Origin of the sequence: Providencia xihuensis, from assembly GCF_041953405.1 — a bacterium.
GTDB classification, from domain to species: Bacteria; Pseudomonadota; Gammaproteobacteria; order Enterobacterales; family Enterobacteriaceae; genus Providencia; species Providencia vermicola.
In genome coordinates this window covers 1988823-2013975 of record NZ_CP169565.1, presented here as the reverse complement: position 1 = coordinate 2013975, position 25153 = coordinate 1988823, and the positions used below count along the sequence as shown (strand labels likewise).

Genomic DNA, 25153 nt, shown 5'->3' with positions numbered 1-25153 from the left:
GGGAAACCAACAAGGCTTTTTTGTTGCTTATCTACATTCAAATTATTACTTTACCAATTAAAAAGTTTCATTGATTATCGGTATTCTGCTATTGCGTCAGTGCACTCCCTATGGTTATATAACTGTAATTTCATACAGTATTTAATTCAAAAAGGAAGGAGTCCATTATGTTAAAAGTGATTGCAGAAGATTTTATTAAAGCTGAAGCGATTGAAACAGTTATGCCGTTATATCAGGAGCTTGTAGAAGCGACAAAACAAGAACCCCTTTGTATCAGCTATGATTTATATGTTGACCAAAAAAATCCTGGGCATTTTGTTTTTATTGAAGAATGGCCCGATCAACACGCGCTTGATATTCACTGTGCCAGCGAACACTTCAAACGCCTCGTTCCTCTTATCAATAGTTATAAAAAATCCGACCCAATCATTAAACTGATGAACAGTGCATTTGTCCCTGATAAATAGCTACTGATGCCTCTTGAGCTTTGAGCTTTGAGCTTTGAGCTTTGAGCTTTGAGCTTTGAGCTTTGGGCTTTGGGCTTTGGGCTTTGGGCTTTGGGCTTTGGGCTTTGGGCTTTGGGCTTTGGGCTTTGGGCTTTGGGCTTTGGGCTTTGGGCTTTGGGCTTTGGGCTTTGGGCTTTGGGCTTTGGGCTTTGGGCTTTGGGCTTAAAAGTATGTTGCTAAAAACATCTTCGACAACAAATAATAAGGCTGAATCTCATTGGCTATTTAATACCAATCCTCTAAATAGTTCGCGTTGTGGCTAGGCGGCAAAGTGAAGGCAGCACAGAGAGCATACTCAAGTATGTGACCTGTGTGACTGAACCAAGCTAACACCAACTACAGAGTGAAATATGACATGCATAATCCTCTAAATAGTTCGCGTTGTGGCTAGGCGGCAAAGTAAAGGCAGCACAGGGAGCATATTCAAGTATGTGACCTGTGTGACTGAACCAAGCTAACACCAACCACAGAGTGAAATATAACATGCATAATCCTCTAAATAGTTCGCGTTGTGGCTAGGCGGCAAAGTGAAGGCAGCACAGAGAGCATATTCAAGTATGTGACCGGTGTGACTGAACCAAGCTAACACCAACTACAGAGTGTAATATGACATGCATAATCCTCTAAGTAGTTCGCGTTGTGGCTAGGCGGCAAAGTGAAGGCAGCACAGAGAGCATACTCAAGTATGTGACCGGTGTGACTGAATGACGCCAACAACGCCACAGCACGAAATATGACATGCATAATCCTCTAAATAGTTCGCGTTGTGGCTAGGCGGCAAAGTGAAGGCAGCACAGGGAGCATACTCAAGTATGTGACCTGTGTGACTGAATGACGCCAACAACGCCACAGCACGAAATATGACGAGGATTTTTAGAACCAAGGTGCTTGGATCATCACCGAACCATAAAACAATGCGCGACCGGCTAGCTCGCCGCTAAACATAACCACCATCAATGCTATAAGTAGTGGTACTGATGGCACTTTACCTTTGCCCCCTCTAACAGCTATCGCACAAGGTAAAACCATGCTCATTACCACTTGCCACCATAAGAGATAGCTTTCTCCTTGGCTTGCTGGTATTTGCGATCGGATAACTTGAGATATTAAGACAAGTATGACCCCTAATAACACACCGACTTTAATAGCTTTTGGCACAGGCTTTGCTAAAGCTTGAACAAACAGTGTGATAGAAACGAAGCCTAATACGATTGCAGTACCAATAAAAGCAATTTGTGTTGCTGAGCTATGCCAAAGCGGATGAGCAACCATCTGGTAATAGACTTGAGCAGTGACAAGAATTGCGGCTAGTCCGCCGATACCACTTAACCAGCCCAGCACGATATTACGTATATTTACCGTTGGTTGTAACCAACAAGAAAGTGCCCAAAGCGTGACTAGACCATTAAGCAAGACAAATGTAACTGCTTCTCGACTTAGCCATGAATGGCTTAGTCCAAGTACTGAACGATAAGCTTCTAACGGCACCCCTAAATGTCCCATAGACATAGATGAACCCACCACTTCAATTAACCAAATAATTATCACCGCGGTACGCAGGGATTTACCGACGAGTTTATGTTCCGTACTAACTTTCATTTGGTACAACGTCAATGCAAGTACTGCGCCGATCCCCCACTGACTCATCACAGTAAAAAATACCAATGGGAGCTCCATATGATGAATATTCATGATTAGTCCTCCATTCCAATAATCACAATATTTGGCTGGCTGATTGTGTGATCTGGTATATTGTAGCGTTTCTCCAATACTGCCCAGTTTGTCGTATGTTTTTTACGAAGTTCAGAAATTTCGCCAAACTCAATTGCACCTGTAGGACAAGACTCAACACATCGAGGTAATAACCCCTCATCTAAACGCTCAGCACACATATTACACTTACTGGTTTTCCCTTCCGCAGGGTCAAAAACAGGGGCATGGTATGGACACGCCATGATACACATTTGGCAACCGATACATTTTTCATGGTCTTGTACCACAATTCCATCAGGACGCTTAGTGTAGGTATCCGCTGGGCAAACTTTTAAACATTGTGGGTCATCACAGTGGTTACACGACATCGTAATAAATGCCTGTGTATTCGGTGAGTCATCATTGAACTCACGAACACGGCGCCATAAAACGCCAGGAGGAGTGACATTCTCTGATTTACATGCCATAGAACAAGTGCGGCAGCCATAACAATCTTTTGTGTTGATTAAAAAACCATATTGCTTAACCATGATTATGCCTCCCTTCTAACATCAACGAGCGTACTATTACAGCAATGGCCTGTTCCTAAATGTTCCACTTGGTCATTTGTCACATGGCTACTACTCCCTCCTTGCTGTTCCCACCAGCCATTATCGAGAGAAATAACACCCTTTTTAATGTGCGTCGTGACCACCGCTATCGCTCGATGCTCCCCTCTATCATTAAACGTTACCGCCCATTCGCCATTTTTAATACCACGAATTTGCGCGTCTTCAGGGTGAATTAACACATTGGGTTGATTACGTTGTACTTCGAGGATCCATTCATTCATCCCATGACTAGAGTGAACACTGCGTGCTAACTTACGTTGCACTGCCATTAATGGATATTTTTTAGCCAGTTCGGGGGATCCCTTCACTGACTCTTTCACTTGATAATAAGCCACCACGGGTGAAAAATTTTTCTTTTGCCAATCCTCAATAAAGAAATGGGCTTTTTTAGTCGACGTTCTAAATACACCATCCTTGAATGGGATCCAATCACCTTCAACAGGTCTTACAGGGCCTTTTTCTAACATTTCACGCGTAATGCCAGAGCCTACAAGGCAAGCATCGATATAATGTTCAATCGGCTTATTAAACACCTCACCAAACCCGAAGCGCTCCGCTAAACGAGCAAAAATCCAGTAATCAGGCTTTGCTTCCCCAACTGGCTCAACCGCTTTTTCCATCAATTGGACATATTGGCTGCGTACCCCTGCCATCAGGCTGGTATCTTCAAAAATCGTCGTCACTGGCAAGACTAAATCTGCATATAACGCCGTTGAACTCATTAAATTATCAGCAACAACAACAAAAGGAACTTTCTTCAGCGCTTCCCGCACTTTGTTGGTATTGGGTAATTGTGTCATTACCCCCATCGTCATAATCCACCAAAAATTAATGGGATGCGGTTTTTCATTCACGATATAGTCACCGACTTTTGCCACTGGAATGGGTGGGATATTTTTTGCATTCGGTGCAGGAGGAACAATGGGACTAAATTTAGCCATCTGTCTTGCGCCGCCTGCATCACAGACACCCGCACCGCGTTTGCCGATATTCCCTGTTAGCAAAGCAAGGTAAAACTGGCTTGCAGCCACATATGCACCATGCTCTGTACGCTGTGCTCCAGACATGTTTTGCACAATCATTGATGGCGTAATCGAGGAATAATCTCGCGCAAGACGCACGATAGTTTCGGCAGGCACATCTGTTTCTGCACTGACTCGTGCGATATCCCACTCTTTCGCTTGTCGATAAATTTGCTCAAAAACGGTGGTATAACTAAACTGACTAGGTAATTCATGCTGAAATAATGCAGGTTTAATCCCTGCTGAATCATGGCGAACAAGTTGCTGACTGAGAATATCAAACACCAAATAGCTATCAGGATCTTGGACGTCTTGCCTAAGTTGCTGTTGATTCTCATCCACTAAATACACAGCGCCAGTGTGTGCACGAAGAAAACCCTCATCAATACGATTTTCCTCAATGATAATTTTAATCATTCCAAGTGCTAACGCAGTATCGGTTCCAGGAATGATAGGGATCCACTCATCTGCTTTTGCTGCAGTCTCATTAAATCTCGGATCAATGACCACAAGTCGCGCACCATTTTTCCGTGCTTGATTATAGTTTTTAAAGTACGCCTGCATGGTTACCGCGGGATTATTTCCCCAACACAAAATATAACGACTATCCGCCACCGTATCTCGCGTGTCAGCGTATCGTAATCCCACCATTGGGATCATTGCCGCTGTTACCGCCGAACAACACAAAGAACCCGCTTGTTTTGTTGAGCCGCCTAGGTAATCAAAAAATGCCTTGCCCATATCATTTTTAATGGAGTCCATGTTTCCCGCATGGGTAGAGATAAATAACCCTTCATTACCATACTTAGCGATAGTGTCACGAATATTTTTTTCTATTAGATCAAGAGCTTCATCCCAGCTAATCGGTTTAAATTCAGCTTTACCTTTCTCTCCTACACGTAATAACGGCGTCGTGATACGCTGGTCGTGATATACCCATTTTGTTCGACTCATTCCCCGTAAACAACATTTGACATTAAAGCCCTCTGTTGCCTGTATTTTCATCAACTTACCCTGGTAAGTATACGCTGTTAAGTTGCAGTGTAAGCACTCCATTGCACACGTTGAACGGAAAGTTTTGTAGTCAGATAACCTTAATCGTACTTTTGGCAGAGGCTGGTTATTGTTTCCCTGCGCAAAAGAACACGGTGTGATAGACGCCAATCCAATAACACCAAGTCCTTTTAGGAGTGTTCGGCGTTTTAGGCGTAATTCATTTATTGTTTTCATTATAGTAAACCTCGACATTGCTTTTAGAAGTACACTATATATATACCTTATTCATTAATAGTGAACTTGAGGCTAATCAAAATTTGCTATTATTTATAGGTACGAAATATCTACCTCTTAATGATTAGACTATCCACATTTTCAGTTATTAGCAGGGATCCGTGACTCATGATAAAATAGATGAACTTGTTAAAATGAGGTTTATGTATGTCTACCCTGCAAGGTGTTAATTCTGTTGATATCGCTGTAAGCATTCTGAATTTTATTGCCCAAAATGGCGGGATAGCGCGAGCTGCAGATATTTCCAAAGGTTGTGAAATATCCAAAAGCCGTTTACATAAATATTTGGTATCCCTTTGTCGTACTCAAATGCTTTATCAAGATACACAAACGAGCCGTTATGGATTAGGGCGCAACCTCACTTTTTTAGCGAATTTTGTGGAGCCTGAAGGGTCTTTTATTGAGGTTATCAATAACAGTTTGGTTCAATTTCGTGATGAACAAAACGTTTCAACGGGTGTTGCATTGCGCTCTGGAAAAGTGTTATCACTGGTTAAATACAACCGTAGTTTTAAAAATATCGAAATTGATTTCTTACCAAATACTCCATTGCCCACAGTCAAAAGTGCAGCGGGTCTAATCTATGCGGCTTTTGATAAGCAATTTGTGTGTGATGATTATTCGCAAGATGAACTCAATAAAGTCATTAACCAAGGTTATGCGATTCGTTATGAACCCATAAAAGGGATCCCAGGTGCACAGTCTATCGCCTGCCCTGTATTTAGTCAGAGTGGGGAATTAATCGCGGCGGCCGTTACGATGGGGTTTATTGATAAAACAGAAATGGAGCGGTTAGCGAACGCGCTCATTAAGCAGGTAAAAACACTCACATTATAATTTTTCTTGTCTATTAAAAACTGACAAAAAAGCCGAGATAAACTCGGCTCATTTCTTCTATTTTACGTCAATACGTGGCAGTTCGCCCATCTCTTTCAATTTTTTAGAAATTTCGCGGCGTTCTTTCGACAATTCTGCATTCTTGATAATATAATCATCAACACGGTCATCATAGTCGCTGCGCATATTGGCAATAATCGCCTGAATGTCTTCAATTGACATACCAGGCTTAATATATTCGCTTAAATTATCCAGTAATAAAACACGCTTCTGGTTATCACGAATTTTTTTCTCATTATCGGTAATTTCACGACGAATTTTATTTTTGCGACGAAACATACGCACAAATTCCAGAACATTTTGGAAAGACGGCTTGTTAGCGTTGTCCATGTTTAAAACCCTCTAGTCAATATTCAAAACGCATAATCTTATTACACAATACAATCTAATCGCCTTACGTTACAAGTCAGTTTCACATATTTATTGATTTAATCTCTCGAAAAAGATCATTGGGTTATGCTTTTTCCACCTGTATTTCTTGATTATGTTGGTTTAACTTTGCTGGTTTCTCATTAAGACTAAGCTTTATATCATCAGTTTTATCATTTCTAAGACAAAAAGCAGACAATATCGTTGTGATGACCACAAACATCCCCATAATCAAATAGGTCTGCGCAAAACCAATTTTGTCATACCCCCATCCTGCCAATGGTGATAACACACTAGCAACCACCGAACTCACACAACTAAACCCAACCAAATAAAGTGTTGAGGACAAGCGTTTATCAAAATGGTGGCTGTTATACTTGAAAATTGCCACCAGCAAGATAGGTAACTCAACGGCATGTAGCAATTTCATAACGGATATGAGAACAGGTCCCTCGACTAAACCTGAGCCGATAATCCGTAATGCCATAACTGTGCTAGCAAATAGTAATCCATTTTTAGCACCTATTCGGTTAACAATGAATGGCGCTAAGAACATCCCACCAGCTTCAAGGAATACTTGCAATGAATTCAGATAACCGTACATCTCATTCCCTAATTTTTCATCTGGGAATTGATGCGAAAAATACACCATAAATTGCTGGTCATACACACTATAAATACATGTGCCTAATACAAATAGTATTAACGCCCAAAAACGTGGTAAAGCAAAAAGTTGCAGTGCATCACGCAATGTAATAGCAGACGAATTACCATGTTCTAAATTATTATAGGCATCTGCATTCGCACTTTTAAGGTTTAATAGAATGATTAAGAAAAGTACACCTGATACTGTAGCCATAATAAAATTATAGTCAGGGTCGATATTAATGTTGCGCCCTGCAAAGAACGTCGCGGCCGCCCAACCAAGAGACCCCCACATTCTCGCCTTACCATATTCAAAATTACGTTGTCGACTTACACGCTCGGTGTAAGATTCAAGAACACCAATTCCTGCATGAAACGTCATACCAATAAATAACCCACCAACAATACTGCCAATCACTATGTTCCAGTGTAATAATGTCCCGAACACCATAAAAAATGGCCCAGATGCAATCAGTAAAACTGCAATAAATAATAATAAGTTTTTGCGTAACCCTAATTTGTCTTGCAAGAAGCCGTACAATGGCTGAGCACATAACGCCACAATTGAAATACAGGCAAAGATAAACCCTGTGTCCGCCCCTTCTAAGCCAACATATTTACGCAGCCAAATGGCGACAACTGAAAATGTAGATGACCATGTAAAAAAGAAAAAAAACAACAATGCGCTCAATGACGCATAGTATTTCCTTGCACTGCTATTCATGTTAATCACCTATTATTAATTTACTTTTGGTAAATGTTAAGGTTAACATTTTTCAATTCCCACTCAAAAACAATTACTTTGTGATGTTAATCACTAATGTTAACGTTAACAATTTATTTATGTGATGAACATAACATTTCACGCGCTATAACCTAATAGTACCCCTTTCTGACACAGAAAATACCTTATTGATATTCAATTTAATTTACCTGCTATTTCAGATGGCCTTGGTTTAGCTTTGATAATAGATAGGGTATCATTGATTTATATAAAATAGTGAGTCTGAAGGTACTCCACTATCAGATTTAAATGCGCACAATTCAAACGGTGATAACGTTGCAAGATAATAAAAAACAACCCTCATTCTTTATTCATGATTACGAAACTTTTGGTAAACGCCCTGCACTTGATAGGCCAGCCCAATTTGCAGGTGTGCGCACTGATTTAGACTTTAATATTATTGAAGAACCTGAAGTGTTTTACTGCGCGCCCGCGGATGATTACTTACCGCAGCCAGAGGCTGTGATGATCACAGGCATCACCCCACAAATAGCATTAGCCCAAGGCGTTAACGAGGCGGAGTTTACTAAACGCATCCATCACGCTTTTAGTGTGCCTAACACCTGTATTATGGGCTATAACAATATTCGTTTTGATGATGAAGTCACTCGCAATATTCTCTACCGTAATTTTTACGACCCCTACGCATACAGCTGGCAACAAAATAATTCACGTTGGGATTTACTTGACCCGCTGCGTGCTTGTTTTGCGCTACGTCCTGAAGGCATTGAATGGCCTGAAAATGATGACGGCTTGCCAAGCATGCGCTTAGAGCACTTAACAAAAGCCAATGGCGTTTCCCACGAGAATGCCCATGATGCAATGTCAGACGTCATTGCAACAATTAGCATGGCAAAATTACTTAAAGCGGCTCAACCACGTATGTTTGATTATTTTTATCAACTACGCAATAAAAACAAGGTAAGCCAACTTATTGATATTGTGGAAATAAAACCTTTAGTACATGTCTCTGGTATGTTTGGTGCATTGCGTTCCTATGTGAGCTTAGTCGCCCCGCTTGCTTGGCATCCTGAAAACCGCAATGCGGTCATTATGTGTGATTTATCCGCGGATATTTCGCCATTATTAACCTTAAATACCCAAGAACTACGCGAGCGTTTATACACACCTAAATCTGAGCTAAACGGTGAGCTTCCCGTTCCTGTAAAATTAGTGCACATCAATAAATGCCCAATTTTAGCCCCTGAAAAAACATTACGTGATGAAGATGCACTACGTACAGGGTTAGATAGGGATCTTTGTCATCGCAATTTAGAAATTTTGCGTAAGACCCCCGATATCCGTAATAAACTCATTGAGTTATTTAGTGAACCACAACAATTTGAAGTTTCAGATGATGTGGATGCACAAATATATAATGGCTTTTTTAGTCCATCAGACCGCTCCACCATGGACATCATTCGTGAAACCCCACCACAAAACTTACCTGCATTAGATTTAAGTTTTGAAGATAAGCGGATGAAAGAACTCTTTTTCCGTTATAAAGCGCGTAATTACCCAGCAACGTTATCTTTCGAAGAACAGCAACGCTGGCTGCAACATCGCCGTGATTATTTCAGCGAAGCTCGATTAACGGAATATATGCAACAAATACAATTCTTATTAGAAGAACATCAACATGATGAAAAACGCTGTCAGCAATTAAAAGCGTTGGTCAATTATGCGATGGAATTAGCGAGTTAAATAAGAAATGGGCAGAATAGAAACTCTCTGCCCATTTTTAGGTTTACATTAATTTAGACTAGTGTTCACCTGATTGACCACAACCACAATCTCCTTCCCAATGTTTACGCTTAGTGGTTTTTCCTAAACCTGGGTTCATTGTGTTAGTCGGGTCTGCATTTTTATAGAAAGACTTTAACTGCGGTGGCGCTTTATATAAATGCCCAACGTTATGCTCCGCAGGATATTGCGCACCACGTTCATCCAATAAAGCTAACATTTTTTCTTTTAGGTCTTTCGGGTTAACCCCTTTTTTCAAAACATAGTCTTGGTGCATAACGTGGCACATAAAGTGACCGCAATACAATTTATGCACTAATAAATCTTCAATTTCAGGGGGGAGTTTTTCAAACCAATTCCTATCATTACGGCGTAATGCGATATCCAGCGGCAATACATCCTCGACATCTTTATTATGAACCGCATGGTAACGAACCGCAGAACCTGCCGCCGCAAAGCGATGTAAAAAGGCTTTTGCTCCCTCTTCTGGAGTGCATTCAAAATAGCCACCATCTGCCTGTGCAAAATAAGATTTTAGCCAAACTTTTGCTTCATCAATTCCATCCCCTGCCATTTTTAGCATTAAATGATGCTCATAACGGTCACGAAATTCTTTCATTCGAGGTGGTAAATGAGATGGCCATAATTTGCTAAGCACCTGCATTGTGCGGTCAATTAAATTAGACGGTAAAAAAGGAACTTTATTTAATACAGCATCAATACGCCCTTTAATAGTAAAGAACATTGGCATTTTATCGGTGCCAAATTTATCAATCATTAAGAAAGTATCTTTACCGTATATTTCCGCGATATCAAAGCAGCCACGGTGCATATATTCACCTGCAACTGGCAGATTTTTAAATTCACTCAGAATATAGCGACGAATATCTTCCAGTACATCTGGGTTATTTGAGCCGATATAAAAAACCTGCGTTTTTTTATCCGCTGGGAAAGTATCCAAGCGAACCGCAAATACGGCCAATTTACCCGCACACCCTGACGCTTCAAATAAGCGACGTTCATCAGCATTAAAACGCGATGGCGAATCAGCATCAACATCCCGCACACGTTCAGCATATTCATGGTCGGACGCTAATTTATCACTAACTTGCACATCTTCACTACTATAACCACGGTTTTGTAAGTTGGTTAAAATCTCTTCTGGTGTATTACCTAGATCAATCCCTAAATGGTTAACTAGCTCAACCTTTCCATCATCATTAACACGACCATACAACGCTAGCTCGGTATACGCAGGGCCACGGCGCACTAATGAGCCACCTGAACTGTTGCAAATTCCCCCAACAACAGATGCGCCAATACAGGAGGAACCAATAAGAGAGTGCGGCTCACGCCCAAGGGGTTTAAGGATTTTTTCTAGGTCATATAAGGTGCTGCCTGGCATGGCAACCACTTGGTTAAATTCGGGAAGCACTTGAATTTGGTTTAATCGTAATGTGCTGATAATCACGATATCGCGGTCATAATCATAACCACTTGGTGTCGAGCCTTCAGTCAGTCCTGTATTTGCAGCTTGCATCAAAACAATTTTATCGGCTTCTACACAGGCTTTGAATACATGCCATTGCTCTAGCAAGGTGGTTGGAAACACAACCGCAATCGCATCTCCAGTGCCGGAGCGGAACCCTTTGCGGTAACGTTCTGTTTTGTGTGGCTCAGTGAGAATATTTTTCTTACCAACAATGTTCCTGAGTGTGAGTAATAATCGTTGATTCTCAGGTTTTTGTGCATCTTTCATGTGCGCGCCTTCTTACTCGAATTCATGTTGATTATGAGTTATGCAATATTAGTGCTAACAACAATATCACATAACATTATGATGTTAATAGGCTACACGTTTTATCTTAAAAATTTCTTAACAGGCAAAAAAATAGCGCCTAAGGCGCTATTTTTAATTTCGGACTGATTTGAACGACTTCTCAACGCAAAATATAAAGAATATATTTTATCTTTCTTACACCCTGTATATTCAAAATAGTTCGCGTTGTAGCAAGGCGTGGAGCCAAACGATCATGGGGAGCATACACAAGTATGTGACCCTTGTCGTTTTGAGAACGCAACACCGTTACAGCGTGAAATATGAAGAGTCTATTCTGTTTTTCTTACAGGCTGTATATTCAAAATAGTTCGCGTTGTAGCAAGGCGCGGAGCCAAACGATCATGGGGAGCATACACAAGTATGTGACCCTTGTCGTTTTGAGAACGCAACACCGTTACAGCGTGAAATATGAAGAGTCTATTCTGTTTTTCTTACACCCTGTATATTCAAAATAGTTCGCGTTGTAGCAAGGCGCGGAGCCAAACGATCATGGGGAGCATACACAAGTATGTGACCCATGTCGTTTTGAGAACGCAACACCGCTACAGCATGAAATATGAAGAATATATTTAGATGTCGCTCATTTGCGGCATAGGCCGCTTAAACATACGCGTCAATACTGCCATATAGATTAAGCCAACAGCAGTCCAAATCAAGCCGTAAACCATTGAATCTTCTTCAATATTTAACCATAAAACGCACACTGTTAGTGTACCGATAATAGGTAAAATCAAATAGTTAACAATGTTTTTGATACCTGTCATACGGCGTTCGCGAATAAAGAACTGGCTGATCACCGAAATATTTACAAAGGTAAACGCGATTAATGCACCGAAGTTAATTAACGCGGTCGCAAAATCCATTTCAAACCAGATTGCACCTAATGCTAAAACACCGACCATTAATACGTTGTACGCTGGAGTACGCCATTTCGGGCTGACATAACCAAATACTTTCTCTGGGAATACACCATCACGACCCATTACGTACATTAAACGCGCACTTCCTGCGTGAGCAGCCATACCAGAAGCCAATACTGTTACGCATGAGAAAACCAAAATAATTGACTGGAAGAATGCCCCAGCAACAAAGCGCATAATGTCAGGCTGCGTCTCATTGATATTCTTAAAGCGTGATACGTCTGGGAAGTATTGCTGTAAGAAGAATGAAACCGTGATAAAGATAATTCCACCAATTAATGCCGTTAAGAAAATAGCGCGAGGGATCACTTTACCTGCGTTTGGCGTTTCTTCCGATAGTGAACTTAAACCATCGAAGCCTAAGAATGAGAAGCAGAGTATGGTTGCCCCAGCAATCAATGGGATCATTTCCGTCTTTTCATTGGCAAATGGGTTGAATGTCCAAATTTCGCCCGAACCTTCACCGTTAGAAACACCGTGGATCACCAGCCCTGTAAATACTGCCATCACACCGATTTGAATAATCGCAATAACCGTACTTAAATTAGCAATCACGTTGATACCACGTAAGTTTGCTGCGGTCATAACAATGACAAGGCCGACAACAAATATCGCGGGTTCCACGTTAGGGAAAATGTCTTGTAAATAAATTTTAGCCAATAAAATGTTGATCATTGGCATAAAAATATAGGACAGCAATGATGTCCAACCCACAAGGAAACCAATGTGTGGGCTCATTGATTTTTGAGCATAGGTATACGCCGAGCCAGCAGATGGGAAGCGTTTCACCAGCTTGCCGTAGCTCAGAGCAGTAAACAGTATCGCAACCAGTGCAATAATGTATGAAGTCGGGACGTGTCCACCTGTTTTGTCCGATACCATGCCGAATGTATCAAAGATAGTCATTGGCTGGATGTATGCCAGACCGATCATCACGACTTGCACCAAGGTTAAGGTTTTCGCAAGTTGCACGCGGTTATTGGCGCCAGTTTGGTTTGGACCGATGGATAAAGGTATTGAATTATTTGGCATGTCTAAGCCCTCCCATAACTTTCGATTGCAAGCTACTTCGGCTTAATCGACAGTTACTGGGAAGACTTTGCATCTGCCTATAGGCAGAAAAAAACGTAGAAGAGGTTAGAAGAGTGTGTGCGAAGCTGCGCGGAGCTCCGTAGTCATCGATGCGGCAACGACGGCCGCTTGGCCCTGCTGCGATAGCGAAAAAGTAAGCCATAAAAGCATTCCTCAAATCGGTAGCGTAAAATGTTTGCTACACGTAAATATTAAAATTATCTCTCCGGCTCTATGTCCGGCCCCGCTAGAATGAACGTTCCTAAAAACAAAAAAACCGATGCTTAAGTTTATTGAGCATCAGTTATTTTTTAGTTCGCGCATTTTGCACGCCATAACCCCAAATAGCAAGTTAAATTGTTAACAAATAGCCCTATTTCCGATGAGAAATTTTGATGGTTTATCCTATTTTGGCGAGGTAACTAATAACTGCGTTTTTCCCGTTATTTTCTCACTCTAAAAAACACTTTTTATTTATTTTCACAGCTGGATTTGGTGAGATACAAAAAACCCTTTGGCGCAAACCAAAGGGTTTTAGTTAACAACGATAAATTGTTGTCTTAGAAATTATAGTTGATGCCGACATTATAACGTCGACCTTCGAGTTCTGCGCCATAATTCGCATTATCAACGCGGCGATCTAATACATTATAAATACCACCAACTAAATTTGCGTTTTTGTTTAATTGATAACTCGCACCTAAATCAAACAAAGCATATGATGGTGTACCATTACTCATTTTTTCACCACGGCCTTGATAGTCTGAGGTTTTGCCACGGAAGTTCATGCGCGTCCAAGTTTGCAAATCTTCGGTTGTTTCCCATGTTAAGGTCGTGTTTGCCATATGTTTAGGCTGTTTATTCAAAGGCTTGCCTTTATTTACACCACTTTTTTGTTCCGTGTCTGTGTAAGTATAGTTCGCTGCAAAATCTAAGTTATCTAAAATACCCCAATTAAATGTTAACTCAACACCACGCATTCTGGCTTTATCCACATTTTTTCTATCGCTAATAAATCTGTATGGATCTTTACCGTTATCACCAGGGCCATCGAGATCAACACTACATTCTCTTAGATTTGGGTTGTTTTTTTCACAACGTCTAACTTCAGTAATTTTATCTTTAAAGTCCGTATTATAGATAGTAATGCCCGCAGTAATGTTATCTTGGTTATTCCAAATTACCCCAATCTCTTCTGTGATACTTTTTTCTGGTTTCAAATCAGGGTTACCATAGATAACTGCATTCCCTGCATTTCCGCCTGTTGCCTGCCCCCAACTTGCTGAAGATTGGCGTAAATCAGGCGCTTTATACCCCGTAGAAACACCACCTTTAATTGTCCATTGTTCATCTGCATGCCATACACCATAAACACGTGGTGTCCAATGCGTACCATAGTTTTCGTCTTTATCCATACGAAGACCACCCGTTAGCGCAAAGTCATTGGTCATTAACCACTCATCTTCAGCAAATAAAGCCCAACTATATCTATCACGTTCATTTGATGCACCATGAGTTGCAGCCAGTTTATTATCACTGCCTTCTAATTTTTCTTTACGATACTGGCCACCTAAACTTAAACTATGGTCACCCAATAAAAAGACACTTTGATTACGGATAATCGTATCTTGTGCTTTCATCTTACGACCAATATTTTTAGATTCGTCATGCTGAATATAAGTATCAGTAGAGATGCCATCATAGACACCGTAATGGGTTAAGGCTGCATGGGTGTTTTCAAATTTTTCAAGATTCGCTTCCTTGGATGTACTTGGTCTTGAATAACCAAATCGAGAGTCACGGTGCTGATTATCTTTTTTAAAGTCTAAATCAAATGTATTTTGCTCATCTGGCGTCAAAGACAATGTACCGCCGCCACTCGTCATAATTTGGCGATTAAAACCACCTTCATTTTTATCTTCGCCACGGTGAGAATATTGACCATTCAGTTTTACACCTAATAGACCATCAATTAGTGGCCCTGATGTATAGAAACTCCCTTGCCCAGTATTACCTGAATTTTTACGTTCTGTAATTGTGGTATCTGCACGTAAACTGGTTGTCCACTCTTGTTGTACACGACGCGTGATAATATTGATAACACCGCCAATCGCATCCGAACCATAAAGGGAGGACATTGGTCCCCGTACTACTTCAATACGTTCAATTGCTGGCAATGGCGGTAACCAGCCTTGCTCTACGCCAGAATTATCGCTATTTGGACGTGTGCTGCGTGTATCGACACGTTTGCCATCGATCAGGATCATGGTGTATTTTGCATCCATACCCCGAATACTAATATCTGAGCTGCTGCCACCACCTGTCACTAACACGCCAGGTACATCCTTTAGCGCATCCGTCACATCACGGTAAGCTTTCGTTTCAAGTTGTTCGCGCGTCACAACAGAAATTGATGCTGGTGCATCTTCAATTTGCTGTTGGTAACCTGATGCTGTTGTCACATAGATTTTATCTTTACTATCATCAGCAAATGCAGGTGATGCAGCGATAGCAGCAATAATGCAAATCGCCACTTTTCTTTTATTAAAAACAACCATTCCCAACTCTCCAAGAAATATTCTGTTTTATATATGAATTGATATGCTCAACATTGGTTTCTTTGAACCTAATAATTATGATTATTTTTATTATTTGGATAATAAATACCCATAGGAAATTTATGGTAAAAACCATTTCCTAATACAATTAAATTTCCTGTGGGTAATTAATCTTTATTAATTAATTTCTGCGAGTAAATATTTAATAATCTTTTTTATTTCTGCTCCTGTGGATTATTAAATATGCTTGCAGAATAACAAGCATATTTATTATTAATCACAAATTAACTGGCGAGTTTATCCACTAGCCCATCAATCAACACTTGCGGTACACCTTGAGAGCAGCGTTCTATGCGCCCTCTTACACCATAGACCTCAGCAAGACTTTCTGGCGTAATCACCTCGGCAGGTTCACCTTGTGCAATTAATTTGCCTTGTTTTAACATCAATACATGTTCTGCGTGTTTCAATGCAATATTAATATCGTGAACGACCACGACAGTAATAATATTTCGGCGTTTAGTTTCTTTCGCCACTAAATCCATAACATGATATTGATAATTTAAATCCAGTGCACTCAGTGGCTCATCCAATAATAATAAGTTAGGTTGGCGAATTAATGATTGAGCCAAACCCACTAATTGTTTTTGCCCACCTGAAAGTTGGTCTAAATAACTTAATGCCAGATGTTCAATACCTAATTGGCGCAATAAGTGCATCACTTCGTCTTTATGGTTTTCATTGCTTAAACCGCCTGAAGCGCGCTGGGCAACAATCACCGACTCTAAAACATACAGGTGCACACCTGCGGGTAATGTTTGGGGTAAATACACCACATTTTGTGCACGCTGGGCAAAATTTTGCTGCGTAAGATCTAAGCCATCCAACAGTAATTGCCCCGTGGCTTTGTTTAACCCTGCCAATGAACGTAATAAGGTGGATTTACCGCTACCATTTGGGCCAAGCAATACGGTGATTTTGCCCCTTGGCAACACATCCGTCGTCAGGTTCTCAATCACTGCGCGTTTTGGGTAGCCCGCATTAAATTGGTTAATAATCAGGCCACTCATGATACGTTACCTCGATGACGTAAAATAATACTTAAGAAGAACGGTACCCCTACTAATGAGGTGACAATACCCACAGGAATAATTACACCAGGGATAATGTTCTTCGAGGCAATTGAAGCCATCGATAATATCAACGCACCAATTAATGCACTTGCAGGTAAATAAAAGCGGTGATCTTCACCAAAAATCAAACGTGCAATGTGCGGCGCAACTAAACCAATAAACGCTATCGGCCCAACAAATGCCACAGCTAACGCAGATAAGATACTGATCCGTAATAAGGTAGTCAGTCTTAAGCGACGGACATCAATACCAAAACTAATCGCTCTGTCTTCACCCAGCCTTAATGCTGTTAATTTCCAAGAGCTCATCATAGCAATCGGGAAAATCAGTGCAAAAACCAGCGCCATTACACCTAACTTCACCCATGTTGCTTTTGATAAACTTCCCATCGTCCAGAACACAAGGCCTTGTAATGTATCTTCTGTGGCGATGAATTGCATCATCGAAACCAATGCATTAAAGGTAAATACTAACGCGATACCAAATAAAACAACGCCTGATGTTGCAACGCGCGTCCAGCGAGTAACGGCATCCAACATTAATGCCGCTAATAAAGCAAAAATAAATGCGTTCGCTGAAATCACCCATTGGTCAGGAACGCCTGGGATCGCAATCCCCGACACAATGGCGAGTGCAGCACCAAACGCCGCCGCATTAGAAACCCCAAGTGTAAATGGGCTCGCTAATGGGTTATTCAATATGGTCTGCATTTCTGCACCCGCTAACCCCAGAGACATACCGATGACCACCGCCATCAAGGCGTAAGGTAAACGGATATCCCATACAATCACACGGGTCCCTGCATCTACGGCTTCTGGCGTCATCAAGGTTTGCCATAATCGCTCTAAGGATAGGCCTGATGGTCCTAACGTAAAATCAATAACCAGCGACAATAAAATTGCCGCAATAATTACCACTATCCATGTAAAACGACGGCGCAACATATTTTGATAATGTTGTTTCACACCATCATCAGCCTGTTTAGCGGCTTGTTCCACCGCCGCTATTGGCTCGCTTGTAATACTCATTAATTCTTACCTACTCTCATTACTTTTCGCTAACCCAATATACACCAGTTGGCTCTACAGCAAGAAACTCTCTGTGCAATTCTTCCAGTGTTTTTTGTGGATCAAGGCCTGAAAACTGCTCAGGATAGAACCACTTGGCGAAAACTTGTGTCGCAATGACGTTATAGGGTGAATTATAATAATTGTGCCAGATAGCATAATCTTGCTTATCTTTAATGGCGGATAATGAACGAATGCCTTTACGATCTGTGATCTTTTTCAGACTTTCTTTAGCATCTTGCAATGTACTTTGTGCGCCTAATTGTACGCCCGCATCTTTACTGCCTGGTGCTTTTGCGCCACTTGCAATATAAATATTCGGGTCTGCAGCAATGATTTTCTCTAAATTCATAGTGCCTAATGCGCCAGGTAAAACACCTTTCGCGATATTTTTACCGCCTGCTAAGTCAATAAAGTTACCCATATTACCGTCACCTGCGGTGCCACAACAATCTTCAAAGGCGCCTGCACGTAACTCAATAAAGACACTTGGCTTTTTGTCTTCTGGAATTTTTGATGTGATATCCGTGACAATTTTTTGGTTTCTTTCATAAAAATCTACATATTTATTTGCCACTTGCTCACGGTTTAGTGCTTTACCTAATAAACGCATACTTGGTAGGGTATTTTCTAATGGGTTGTCTCTGAAATCGACAAAAACAACAGGCACCCCTGCCTTTTCCAATTGATTGACTAATTCGCTGTTTTTACCTGGTCCGTGGCCTGATAAACCAAAAATAGCGATATCTGGGTTTAAGGTTAATACTTTTTCAGAGCTGACGCTGTCTGCGCTGGTATTACCTATCAATGGGATATTGTCAATCGCAGGGAACTTGGCTTTATAAGCCGCATAAGTTTGTGGGTCTAATTTACGCAAATCCCCTTGCCACCCTACGATACGTTCAATCGGCTTGTCGCCTTCAAGTAGAGCAACCGCACTAAATAGGCGGCCTTCACCAAGTAAAATACGGTTAACATTATCGGGTACTTCAACGGTTCTTCCCGCCATGTCAGTCACTGTTGCTGACCACGCGCTCAAACTGGCACTGGCTAATAACGCTAAACCTATTCCCTTTACTACCGACCTAGCTACTGACTTCTTGGCTACCGACGACATAGTATTAAGCTCCACAATTAAACTCATTGACTTACATTTTAATGCGGTAACAATAAAGCAAATAAGAATACTTATCAATACGATTATTGATTTAATAATGGGTATAGTTAATGGAATTGTGTGAGCTGCCTCGAAAAGCAAAACATTTAGAAGAACTAACCCGCAAATCGTGGGTTTATTGCGCTATATACAAAAAAACAGCACCCTATAAAGGATGCTGTTATTCAACTCATAAATAATGATCGATTATTTATTTAAATTCTCGCGGTAGCTTGGAAAACTCATATCTTTATAGCGAATAAAGGTTGTTTTCTTGGCAATTTTATAACCAAACCAAATGGCTAAAAAGAGTGGGAGACCAATATACGTCGCTGTAACACCAATCCAATCAATATTATCTTCTAAGAAGGCTTGGTAGTTCTGGCCCAGTGTTATTGTTAAACACAAAATAAAGGCAAAAATTGGCCCAATTGGGAAGAAACCAGAACGATATGGCAAGTCATTTAAGTCTCTACCTTGTGCAATATACCCTCTACGGAAGCGGTAATGGCTGATAGCAATCCCTAACCATGCAATAAAGCCTGTCATCCCTGAGGTATTCAATAACCAGAGATAGACCGTTTGGTTACCAAACATGGAACTTAAGAAGCACAGCCCCGCAACAACCGTCGTGGCTAACAATGCATAACGTGGTACGCCACCTTTTGATAACCGAGCAAAAATGCGCGGCGCTTTGCCTTCACGCGCTAAGGTATACAGCATACGGGTTGATGCATACATACCTGAGTTACCCGCAGACAATACCGCGGTTAAGATAACCGCATTCATGACTGCCGCTGCTGATAATAACCCTGCATTTTCAAATACTAAAGTAAATGGACTCACGCTAATGTCTTTAACATCATTGCGTAGCAAGTTAGGATCAGTATAAGGAATGATCAAGCTAATAATTAAGATGGCAAAAATATAGAACAACAGGATACGCCAGAATACTTTACGTACCGCTTTAGGAATATTTTTAGCAGGGTCTTTTGACTCACCCGCTGCAATACCAATTAACTCAGTACCTTGGAAGGAAAACCCGACAATCATTGCCACGCCGATCATGGCAGAAAAACCACCAGCAAATGGCGCATCACCAATTTCCCAGTTATGCCAACCTGCGTTTTCGGCCCCATTCATGATGCCAAAAATCATTAATACGCCCACAACGATAAAAATAATTACGGTGGTGACTTTGATCAGCGAGAACCAATATTCTGCTTCACCAAAACCTTTAACAGAAATAAAGTTCAATAAGAAAATGATAGCAAGGAATATAGCACTCCAAATCCAACCAGGCGTATCAGGGAACCAATAGGTCATCACCAATTGTGCGGCAACGAGGTCAACTGCGATGGTTACCGCCCAGTTGTACCAGTAGTTCCAACCTAATGCGAAACCAAAACCTTCATCAACATATTTTGCGCCATAAGTAGCAAATGAGCCTGAAACTGGCATATAGGCAGCCAATTCGCCCAAGCTCGTCATTAAGAAATAGACCATTAAGCCGATGATGGCATAAGAGAGTAGTGCCCCTCCGGGGCCTGCTTGTGCAACGGTTGCACCCGATGCCACAAATAAACCGGTACCGATAGAGCCACCGATAGCAATCATCGCAAGGTGACGCGCTTTTAATTCACGGCGCAACTTTTGTGGTCGGTCTTGCGTGATAGTATTGGTATGTTGTTCTGACATTTGTTCCCTGTATTTTATTATTCAGCCAATATCGAGTGAATTCTAGCAAAATAGGCTGTGAGAACTAAGTAACTCTTCACTGTTATAAGATACCTTCATAATTCACGCAGAATTATAAGTAAAACGCGTTATTGCCAAAAAATTAAACCGTGGCTTTTAATAAAGAAATACCGTCTCTAATCCTCTAAATATTTTGGCTTGCTGCTAGGCGGCATATGAAACTACCCAAGGAGCATACATCAGTATGTGACTTGGATAGTCGATTGCAGCCAACAACGCGGCAAGTTAAAAGATAACGAGGATTTTTAATTACAGTAGGCTAGAAGATTAGTAATCGCACTCGAAAGATGCTTTTGACGGTGATAAATCAAATACAACGTTCTTTCTAATTGAAGTTCGTCTACCTCAAGCTCAACTAGAGTACCATTTTCTAGTTGCTCGGCTATCACCCTTCTTGATAAACAGCTAATGCCCATCCCAAAACGCACTGCATGTTTAATTGCTTCTGAATTGCCCAGTTCCATTAAGATATGGAAACCTGGTAGATGTGCAAATAGCAGTTGGTCAAGCACGTCTCGCGTTCCTGAACCGCGCTCACGTAAAATCCATGGTGCGTCTTTAAGTTCTTTTAATGACACCTTTTTGTTTGCTAATGGGTTTTGTGGTGAAGCAAAAACAACCAGCTCATCTTTCAACCAAGGTTTCGAAATCAATTCAGGGCTATGACAAACCCCTTCGATAAGTCCCACATCCACCCGAAATTCCATCACCGCTTTAATAACTTCTTCAGTATTACTAATAAAAAGCTCTAGAGGGATATCAGGATGGTCATGGCGGTAACCCGCTAAGATCTCTGGCAACATGTAATTACCAATTGTGGTACTCGCCGCCAGACGCACTGCGCCCATCTCTTTTTTGAATAATTGCTCAACTTCTGCCCCTTGCTCTAATAAAGCTAATGCTTTGGGATAAAGAAGTCTTCCATGCTCGTTTGTAACAAGTCGTTTACCCACACGGTCAAAAAGCTGAACGCCAAGTTGACCTTCTAAATCCGTTAGCGACGCGCTGACCGCTGATTGGGACAGCGCTAATAATTGAGATGCCTGCGTCGTGGAGCCACTTTTCAATACTTCTGTAAAAACCTCAAGTTGCCTAAGTGTTATTCGCATAAAGGTCGCCCCAACGTGTTTTTAGTCGTTGTAATAATATTGTTAATATTAATGATTTATTAGCAATATTCCAGAAGAAACTTATAATCACTTTTTTTGATAGATTATATATAAACAATCAATTTAAATTATTATATTTTTTATTATATGCTTATTACCAAATCATATAAGCAGCAATAAAGAGCATTGTCATGGATAAAAGCGACATTCACACCCTAAATCAAAATAGCTTTCACCCTGTTTTGAAATTATTACCAGGCCTCTTGTTAGCAGGTATTTTAACGGCTATCGCCATCTACCTTGGTGAACAATCATGGTTTATGGATATAGGTCTAGGTGCGTTAACACTCGCCATTTTATTGGGGATTGTTGTAGGTAACACCTTTTACCCAACAGCAAGTAAATCTTGTGATACTGGTGTCAAATTCGCCAAACACTATTTTTTACGTGCAGGGATCATCCTTTATGGCTTCCGTTTAACATTCCAACAAATTACTGATGTCGGTGCCACTGGCGTTATTATTGATGCATTGACCCTAACATCAACCTTCTTATTAGCCTACTGGCTAGGAAAGAAAGTTTTTGGTTTAGATGATGAAACAACCATTTTGATCGGCGCAGGCAGTAGTATTTGCGGTGCAGCTGCGGTTATGGCAACAGAGCCTGTTGTGAAAGCGTCAGCTAGCAAAGTCGCTGTTGCGGTTTCTACTGTCGTCATTTTCGGCACAATTTGTATCTTTGTTTACCCTTGGATTTACCAATTAAATGCGCACTTTGGCTGGTTCCCAGCGACCCAAGAAACATTCGGCATTTATATTGGCTCAACAGTGCATGAAGTCGCGCAAGTGGTTGCCGCTGGTCATACTATTGGGACTGATGCAGAAAATGCGTCAGTTATCGCAAAAATGATTAGAGTTATGATGCTTGCACCATTCTTAATTATTTTATCTGCATTTTTAAGCCGTAAAGCAGCGGCCAAAAGTGGCAATTCAACAGAAAAAAGCAAAATTACTATCCCTTGGTTCGCCGTGTTCTTTATCTTAGTGGCAGGGTTTAACTCATTACATTTACTACCACAAGCATTAGTCCAACAAATCATTGCGTTAGATACGATTTTACTTGCTATGGCCATGGTGGCATTAGGTTTAACCACCCATGTAAGCGCAATTCGACAAGCAGGTATTAAACCATTATTAATGGCACTGATTTTATTTGCTTGGTTAATCATTGGTGGTTTATTAATTAATCTGCTGATACAAAATATCTTTTAATATGTACCTCCGACTTTAGCCGCTTTATTAAGCGGCTTTTTTGTTGATTTCATTTGTGCGCATATTAATGGCATACTTCCATAAAAAGGAGTCAAAAATGAAATATGTTGGAGCACACGTCAGCGCCTCTGGCGGCGTTGATCAAGCCGTTATTCGCGCCCATGAGATTAATGCAACGGCATTCGCATTATTCACTAAAAACCAACGTCAATGGAAAGCGGCACCATTGAGTGAAGAGGTTATCCAAAAGTTTACAGCAAACTGTGCAAAATACGGCTATGGTAAACACCAAATTCTGCCCCACGACAGTTATTTAATTAATCTCGGCCATCCTGAATTTGAAGCTTTAGAAAAATCACGAGTTGCCTTTATTGATGAAATGCAGCGTTGTGAACAACTTGGCATTGATTTATTGAATTTCCATCCGGGCAGCCATTTAAAACAAATTGAGGTGGATGATTGCTTAGCACGTATTGCTGAGTCAATTAATATTGCGTTAGCCGAAACCGAAGGTGTCACCGCTGTCATTGAAAATACCGCAGGACAAGGGACTAACTTAGGCTTTGATTTTACACACCTCGCAAAAATTATCGAAGGCGTAAAGGATAAAAGCCGTGTGGGTGTGTGTATTGATACCTGCCATGCCTTTGCCGCAGGTTATGATTTACGCACGATTGAAGATTGCGATAAAACATTTACGCAGTTTTCAGAGATTGTGGGGTTTGAATTTTTAAAAGGCATGCATCTGAACGATGCTAAAAGCGAATTTGCCAGCCGTGTTGACCGCCACCACAGCTTAGGTGAAGGTAATATTGGTTTTGTGCCATTCACGTATATTATGCAAGACAGCCGTTTTGATGGGATCCCGCTGATTTTAGAAACGATCAACCCAGACATCTGGCCACAAGAAATTGCATGGTTGAAATCGCAGCAAAATAGCTAACATTGATAGAGTCCTATTAAAATTTAGGGCTCATTCTATTTGCTTAGCTCACCTTTATGTTGCACAGCTTGTAACACCCTAATAAGGTGTTACAAGTCACGTAACGGAAGGTGATATGATTAAATCATTTAAACACAAAGGACTAAAGCAACCATTTGAAAAGTGGACACTTTCAGGTATTTCCCCTAAAGATTCTTTACGTATAAATGATAGGCTTCGGGCTATTGATTCCGCAAACTTTATTGATGATTTAAATATTTTCACATTTAACCTTCATCAATTAAAAGACGACCGAGTCAATATTTGGTCAATTACTGTTCGTGCAAATTGGCGTATTACATTTGAGTTCATTAATGGCGATGCTTACATTTTAAGTCTAGAGGACTGCCACTAATGAAACAGGTTATTGTTACCCATCCCGGTATTATGGTTGCAAACATCTTAGATGACTTAGGCGCTGGAGTTCAGCAATTTGCCAGAAATATTGGTGTCACATTCGCGGCTGTTTCCCGCTTTCTTTCAGGAAAAACTGCATTAACCCCTGCTCTCGCGATCCATATTTCAGCGGCTTTAGGCAGTAACCCCGAGTTTTGGCTACGGCTACAAACTCATTGCGATTTACGCTTACTCGAAGATAAAATCGATATCTCAGGGGTTGTTTTATTCGAAAATCTGCCGCAACCACAACAATCAACATCTGAACACTAACAAAAAACCCCACGTGAATAACGCAGGGTTTCTTTTCAA

At 40.9% G+C, this 25153-nt stretch carries 20 protein-coding genes; 7 read left to right on the top strand and 13 right to left on the bottom strand.

The genetic code is table 11. From position 1 onward, the window contains the following. Positions 1-167: 167 nt before the first annotated feature. Positions 168-467: a putative quinol monooxygenase gene (locus tag ACE2AL_RS08900; protein ID WP_206086371.1), complete on the top strand. Its 300-nt coding sequence runs from the start codon at positions 168-170 to the stop codon at positions 465-467. Positions 468-1379: 912 nt separating this feature from the next. Here ACE2AL_RS08900 and ACE2AL_RS08895 read toward each other — a convergent pair. The 3 genes from ACE2AL_RS08895 to ACE2AL_RS08885 are packed head-to-tail and all read right to left on the bottom strand — an operon-like array spanning position 1380 to position 5082. Further along, the gene (locus ACE2AL_RS08895; RefSeq protein WP_206082264.1) at positions 1380-2198 is read right to left on the bottom strand and encodes a DmsC/YnfH family molybdoenzyme membrane anchor subunit; all 819 of its coding nucleotides are present in this window, start codon (positions 2196-2198) and stop codon (positions 1380-1382) included. A 2-nt stretch (positions 2199-2200) separates the two neighbouring features. After that, positions 2201-2749, bottom strand: a complete 549-nt coding sequence (locus ACE2AL_RS08890) for a 4Fe-4S dicluster domain-containing protein (RefSeq protein WP_206082265.1) — start codon at positions 2747-2749, stop codon at positions 2201-2203. A 2-nt stretch (positions 2750-2751) separates the two neighbouring features. Further along, positions 2752-5082 carry a molybdopterin-dependent oxidoreductase gene (locus ACE2AL_RS08885; protein WP_272574067.1) on the bottom strand — a complete coding sequence of 777 codons (2331 nt, stop codon included), beginning with the start codon at positions 5080-5082 and terminating at the stop codon, positions 2752-2754. Positions 5083-5289: 207 nt separating this feature from the next. Between ACE2AL_RS08885 and ACE2AL_RS08880 the strand changes: the two genes are divergently transcribed. Continuing rightward, positions 5290-5979, top strand: a complete 690-nt coding sequence (locus tag ACE2AL_RS08880; protein ID WP_206082267.1) for a helix-turn-helix domain-containing protein — start codon at positions 5290-5292, stop codon at positions 5977-5979. A 57-nt stretch (positions 5980-6036) separates the two neighbouring features. Here the strand turns inward: ACE2AL_RS08880 and tmaR are convergent, their stop codons facing one another. After that, a complete protein-coding gene (tmaR, locus tag ACE2AL_RS08875; protein WP_004253179.1) occupies positions 6037-6369 on the bottom strand; it encodes a PTS system regulator TmaR in 333 nt (110 codons plus the stop codon). 124 nt (positions 6370-6493) lie between these two features. Beyond that, a complete protein-coding gene (locus ACE2AL_RS08870) occupies positions 6494-7777 on the bottom strand; it encodes an MFS transporter (protein ID WP_272574068.1) in 1284 nt (427 codons plus the stop codon). Positions 7778-8113: 336 nt separating this feature from the next. Here ACE2AL_RS08870 and sbcB point away from each other — a divergent pair, with 336 nt between their 5' ends. Further along, a complete protein-coding gene (gene sbcB / locus ACE2AL_RS08865; protein WP_206082269.1) occupies positions 8114-9541 on the top strand; it encodes an exodeoxyribonuclease I in 1428 nt (475 codons plus the stop codon). Between the two features lie 58 nt (positions 9542-9599). On the opposite strand, the gene dld is transcribed toward sbcB, so the two are convergent. From dld to yieE, 8 genes are all read right to left on the bottom strand, one after another. Next, entirely contained in the window at positions 9600-11339 is a 1740-nt protein-coding gene (gene dld, locus ACE2AL_RS08860) for a D-lactate dehydrogenase (protein ID WP_272574069.1), read from the bottom strand. 650 nt (positions 11340-11989) lie between these two features. Beyond that, positions 11990-13372: an APC family permease gene (locus tag ACE2AL_RS08855; protein WP_206082271.1), complete on the bottom strand. Its 1383-nt coding sequence runs from the start codon at positions 13370-13372 to the stop codon at positions 11990-11992. 599 nt (positions 13373-13971) lie between these two features. Then, entirely contained in the window at positions 13972-15969 is a 1998-nt protein-coding gene (locus tag ACE2AL_RS08850; RefSeq protein ID WP_272539615.1) for a ligand-gated channel protein, read from the bottom strand. 284 nt (positions 15970-16253) lie between these two features. Continuing rightward, positions 16254-17042 carry an ABC transporter ATP-binding protein gene (locus tag ACE2AL_RS08845; RefSeq protein ID WP_206083004.1) on the bottom strand — a complete coding sequence of 263 codons (789 nt, stop codon included), beginning with the start codon at positions 17040-17042 and terminating at the stop codon, positions 16254-16256. Beyond that, positions 17036-18130, bottom strand: a complete 1095-nt coding sequence (locus tag ACE2AL_RS08840; RefSeq protein WP_206082273.1) for an iron ABC transporter permease — start codon at positions 18128-18130, stop codon at positions 17036-17038. Before ACE2AL_RS08840 ends, ACE2AL_RS08845 begins: the two co-directional genes overlap by 7 nt. 19 nt (positions 18131-18149) lie before the next feature. Beyond that, positions 18150-19286: an ABC transporter substrate-binding protein gene (locus tag ACE2AL_RS08835; RefSeq protein WP_206082274.1), complete on the bottom strand. Its 1137-nt coding sequence runs from the start codon at positions 19284-19286 to the stop codon at positions 18150-18152. Between the two features lie 246 nt (positions 19287-19532). Then, positions 19533-21023: an amino acid permease gene (locus ACE2AL_RS08830; RefSeq protein WP_375084254.1), complete on the bottom strand. Its 1491-nt coding sequence runs from the start codon at positions 21021-21023 to the stop codon at positions 19533-19535. A gap of 305 nt (positions 21024-21328) precedes the next feature. Then, positions 21329-22192 carry a DNA-binding transcriptional regulator YeiE gene (yieE, locus tag ACE2AL_RS08825; RefSeq protein WP_272539616.1) on the bottom strand — a complete coding sequence of 288 codons (864 nt, stop codon included), beginning with the start codon at positions 22190-22192 and terminating at the stop codon, positions 21329-21331. 191 nt (positions 22193-22383) lie between these two features. Here yieE and ACE2AL_RS08820 point away from each other — a divergent pair, with 191 nt between their 5' ends. From ACE2AL_RS08820 to ACE2AL_RS08805, 4 genes are all read left to right on the top strand, one after another. Further along, positions 22384-23463 (top strand): YeiH family protein, encoded by a 1080-nt coding sequence (locus ACE2AL_RS08820; RefSeq protein ID WP_206082277.1) that lies wholly within the window; start codon positions 22384-22386, stop codon positions 23461-23463. Between the two features lie 97 nt (positions 23464-23560). Beyond that, positions 23561-24406 (top strand): deoxyribonuclease IV, encoded by an 846-nt coding sequence (gene nfo, locus ACE2AL_RS08815; protein ID WP_375084253.1) that lies wholly within the window; start codon positions 23561-23563, stop codon positions 24404-24406. A 115-nt stretch (positions 24407-24521) separates the two neighbouring features. Next, complete coding sequence (locus ACE2AL_RS08810) at positions 24522-24800, top strand: type II toxin-antitoxin system RelE/ParE family toxin (RefSeq protein ID WP_375084252.1); 279 nt, start codon at positions 24522-24524, stop codon at positions 24798-24800. Then, positions 24800-25114 (top strand): HigA family addiction module antitoxin, encoded by a 315-nt coding sequence (locus ACE2AL_RS08805; RefSeq protein WP_375084251.1) that lies wholly within the window; start codon positions 24800-24802, stop codon positions 25112-25114. The genes ACE2AL_RS08810 and ACE2AL_RS08805 overlap by 1 nt, the downstream gene beginning before the upstream one ends. Positions 25115-25153 lie beyond the last annotated feature (39 nt).

Coding starts and splice junctions, on each gene's coding strand:
- tmaR (WP_004253179.1), bottom strand. CDS start 6,369: ATGGACAACGCTAACAAGCCGTCTTTCCAAAATGTTCTGGAATTTGTG.
- ACE2AL_RS08855 (WP_206082271.1), bottom strand. CDS start 13,372: ATGCCAAATAATTCAATACCTTTATCCATCGGTCCAAACCAAACTGGC.
- ACE2AL_RS08900 (WP_206086371.1), top strand. CDS start 168: ATGTTAAAAGTGATTGCAGAAGATTTTATTAAAGCTGAAGCGATTGAA.
- ACE2AL_RS08835 (WP_206082274.1), bottom strand. CDS start 19,286: ATGTCGTCGGTAGCCAAGAAGTCAGTAGCTAGGTCGGTAGTAAAGGGA.
- ACE2AL_RS08840 (WP_206082273.1), bottom strand. CDS start 18,130: ATGAGTATTACAAGCGAGCCAATAGCGGCGGTGGAACAAGCCGCTAAA.
- ACE2AL_RS08805 (WP_375084251.1), top strand. CDS start 24,800: ATGAAACAGGTTATTGTTACCCATCCCGGTATTATGGTTGCAAACATC.
- ACE2AL_RS08830 (WP_375084254.1), bottom strand. CDS start 21,023: ATGTCAGAACAACATACCAATACTATCACGCAAGACCGACCACAAAAG.
- ACE2AL_RS08820 (WP_206082277.1), top strand. CDS start 22,384: ATGGATAAAAGCGACATTCACACCCTAAATCAAAATAGCTTTCACCCT.
- ACE2AL_RS08890 (WP_206082265.1), bottom strand. CDS start 2,749: ATGGTTAAGCAATATGGTTTTTTAATCAACACAAAAGATTGTTATGGC.
- ACE2AL_RS08885 (WP_272574067.1), bottom strand. CDS start 5,082: ATGAAAACAATAAATGAATTACGCCTAAAACGCCGAACACTCCTAAAA.
- yieE (WP_272539616.1), bottom strand. CDS start 22,192: ATGCGAATAACACTTAGGCAACTTGAGGTTTTTACAGAAGTATTGAAA.
- dld (WP_272574069.1), bottom strand. CDS start 11,339: ATGAAAGATGCACAAAAACCTGAGAATCAACGATTATTACTCACACTC.
- ACE2AL_RS08895 (WP_206082264.1), bottom strand. CDS start 2,198: ATGAATATTCATCATATGGAGCTCCCATTGGTATTTTTTACTGTGATG.
- ACE2AL_RS08810 (WP_375084252.1), top strand. CDS start 24,522: ATGATTAAATCATTTAAACACAAAGGACTAAAGCAACCATTTGAAAAG.
- nfo (WP_375084253.1), top strand. CDS start 23,561: ATGAAATATGTTGGAGCACACGTCAGCGCCTCTGGCGGCGTTGATCAA.
- ACE2AL_RS08870 (WP_272574068.1), bottom strand. CDS start 7,777: ATGAATAGCAGTGCAAGGAAATACTATGCGTCATTGAGCGCATTGTTG.
- ACE2AL_RS08850 (WP_272539615.1), bottom strand. CDS start 15,969: ATGGTTGTTTTTAATAAAAGAAAAGTGGCGATTTGCATTATTGCTGCT.
- ACE2AL_RS08880 (WP_206082267.1), top strand. CDS start 5,290: ATGTCTACCCTGCAAGGTGTTAATTCTGTTGATATCGCTGTAAGCATT.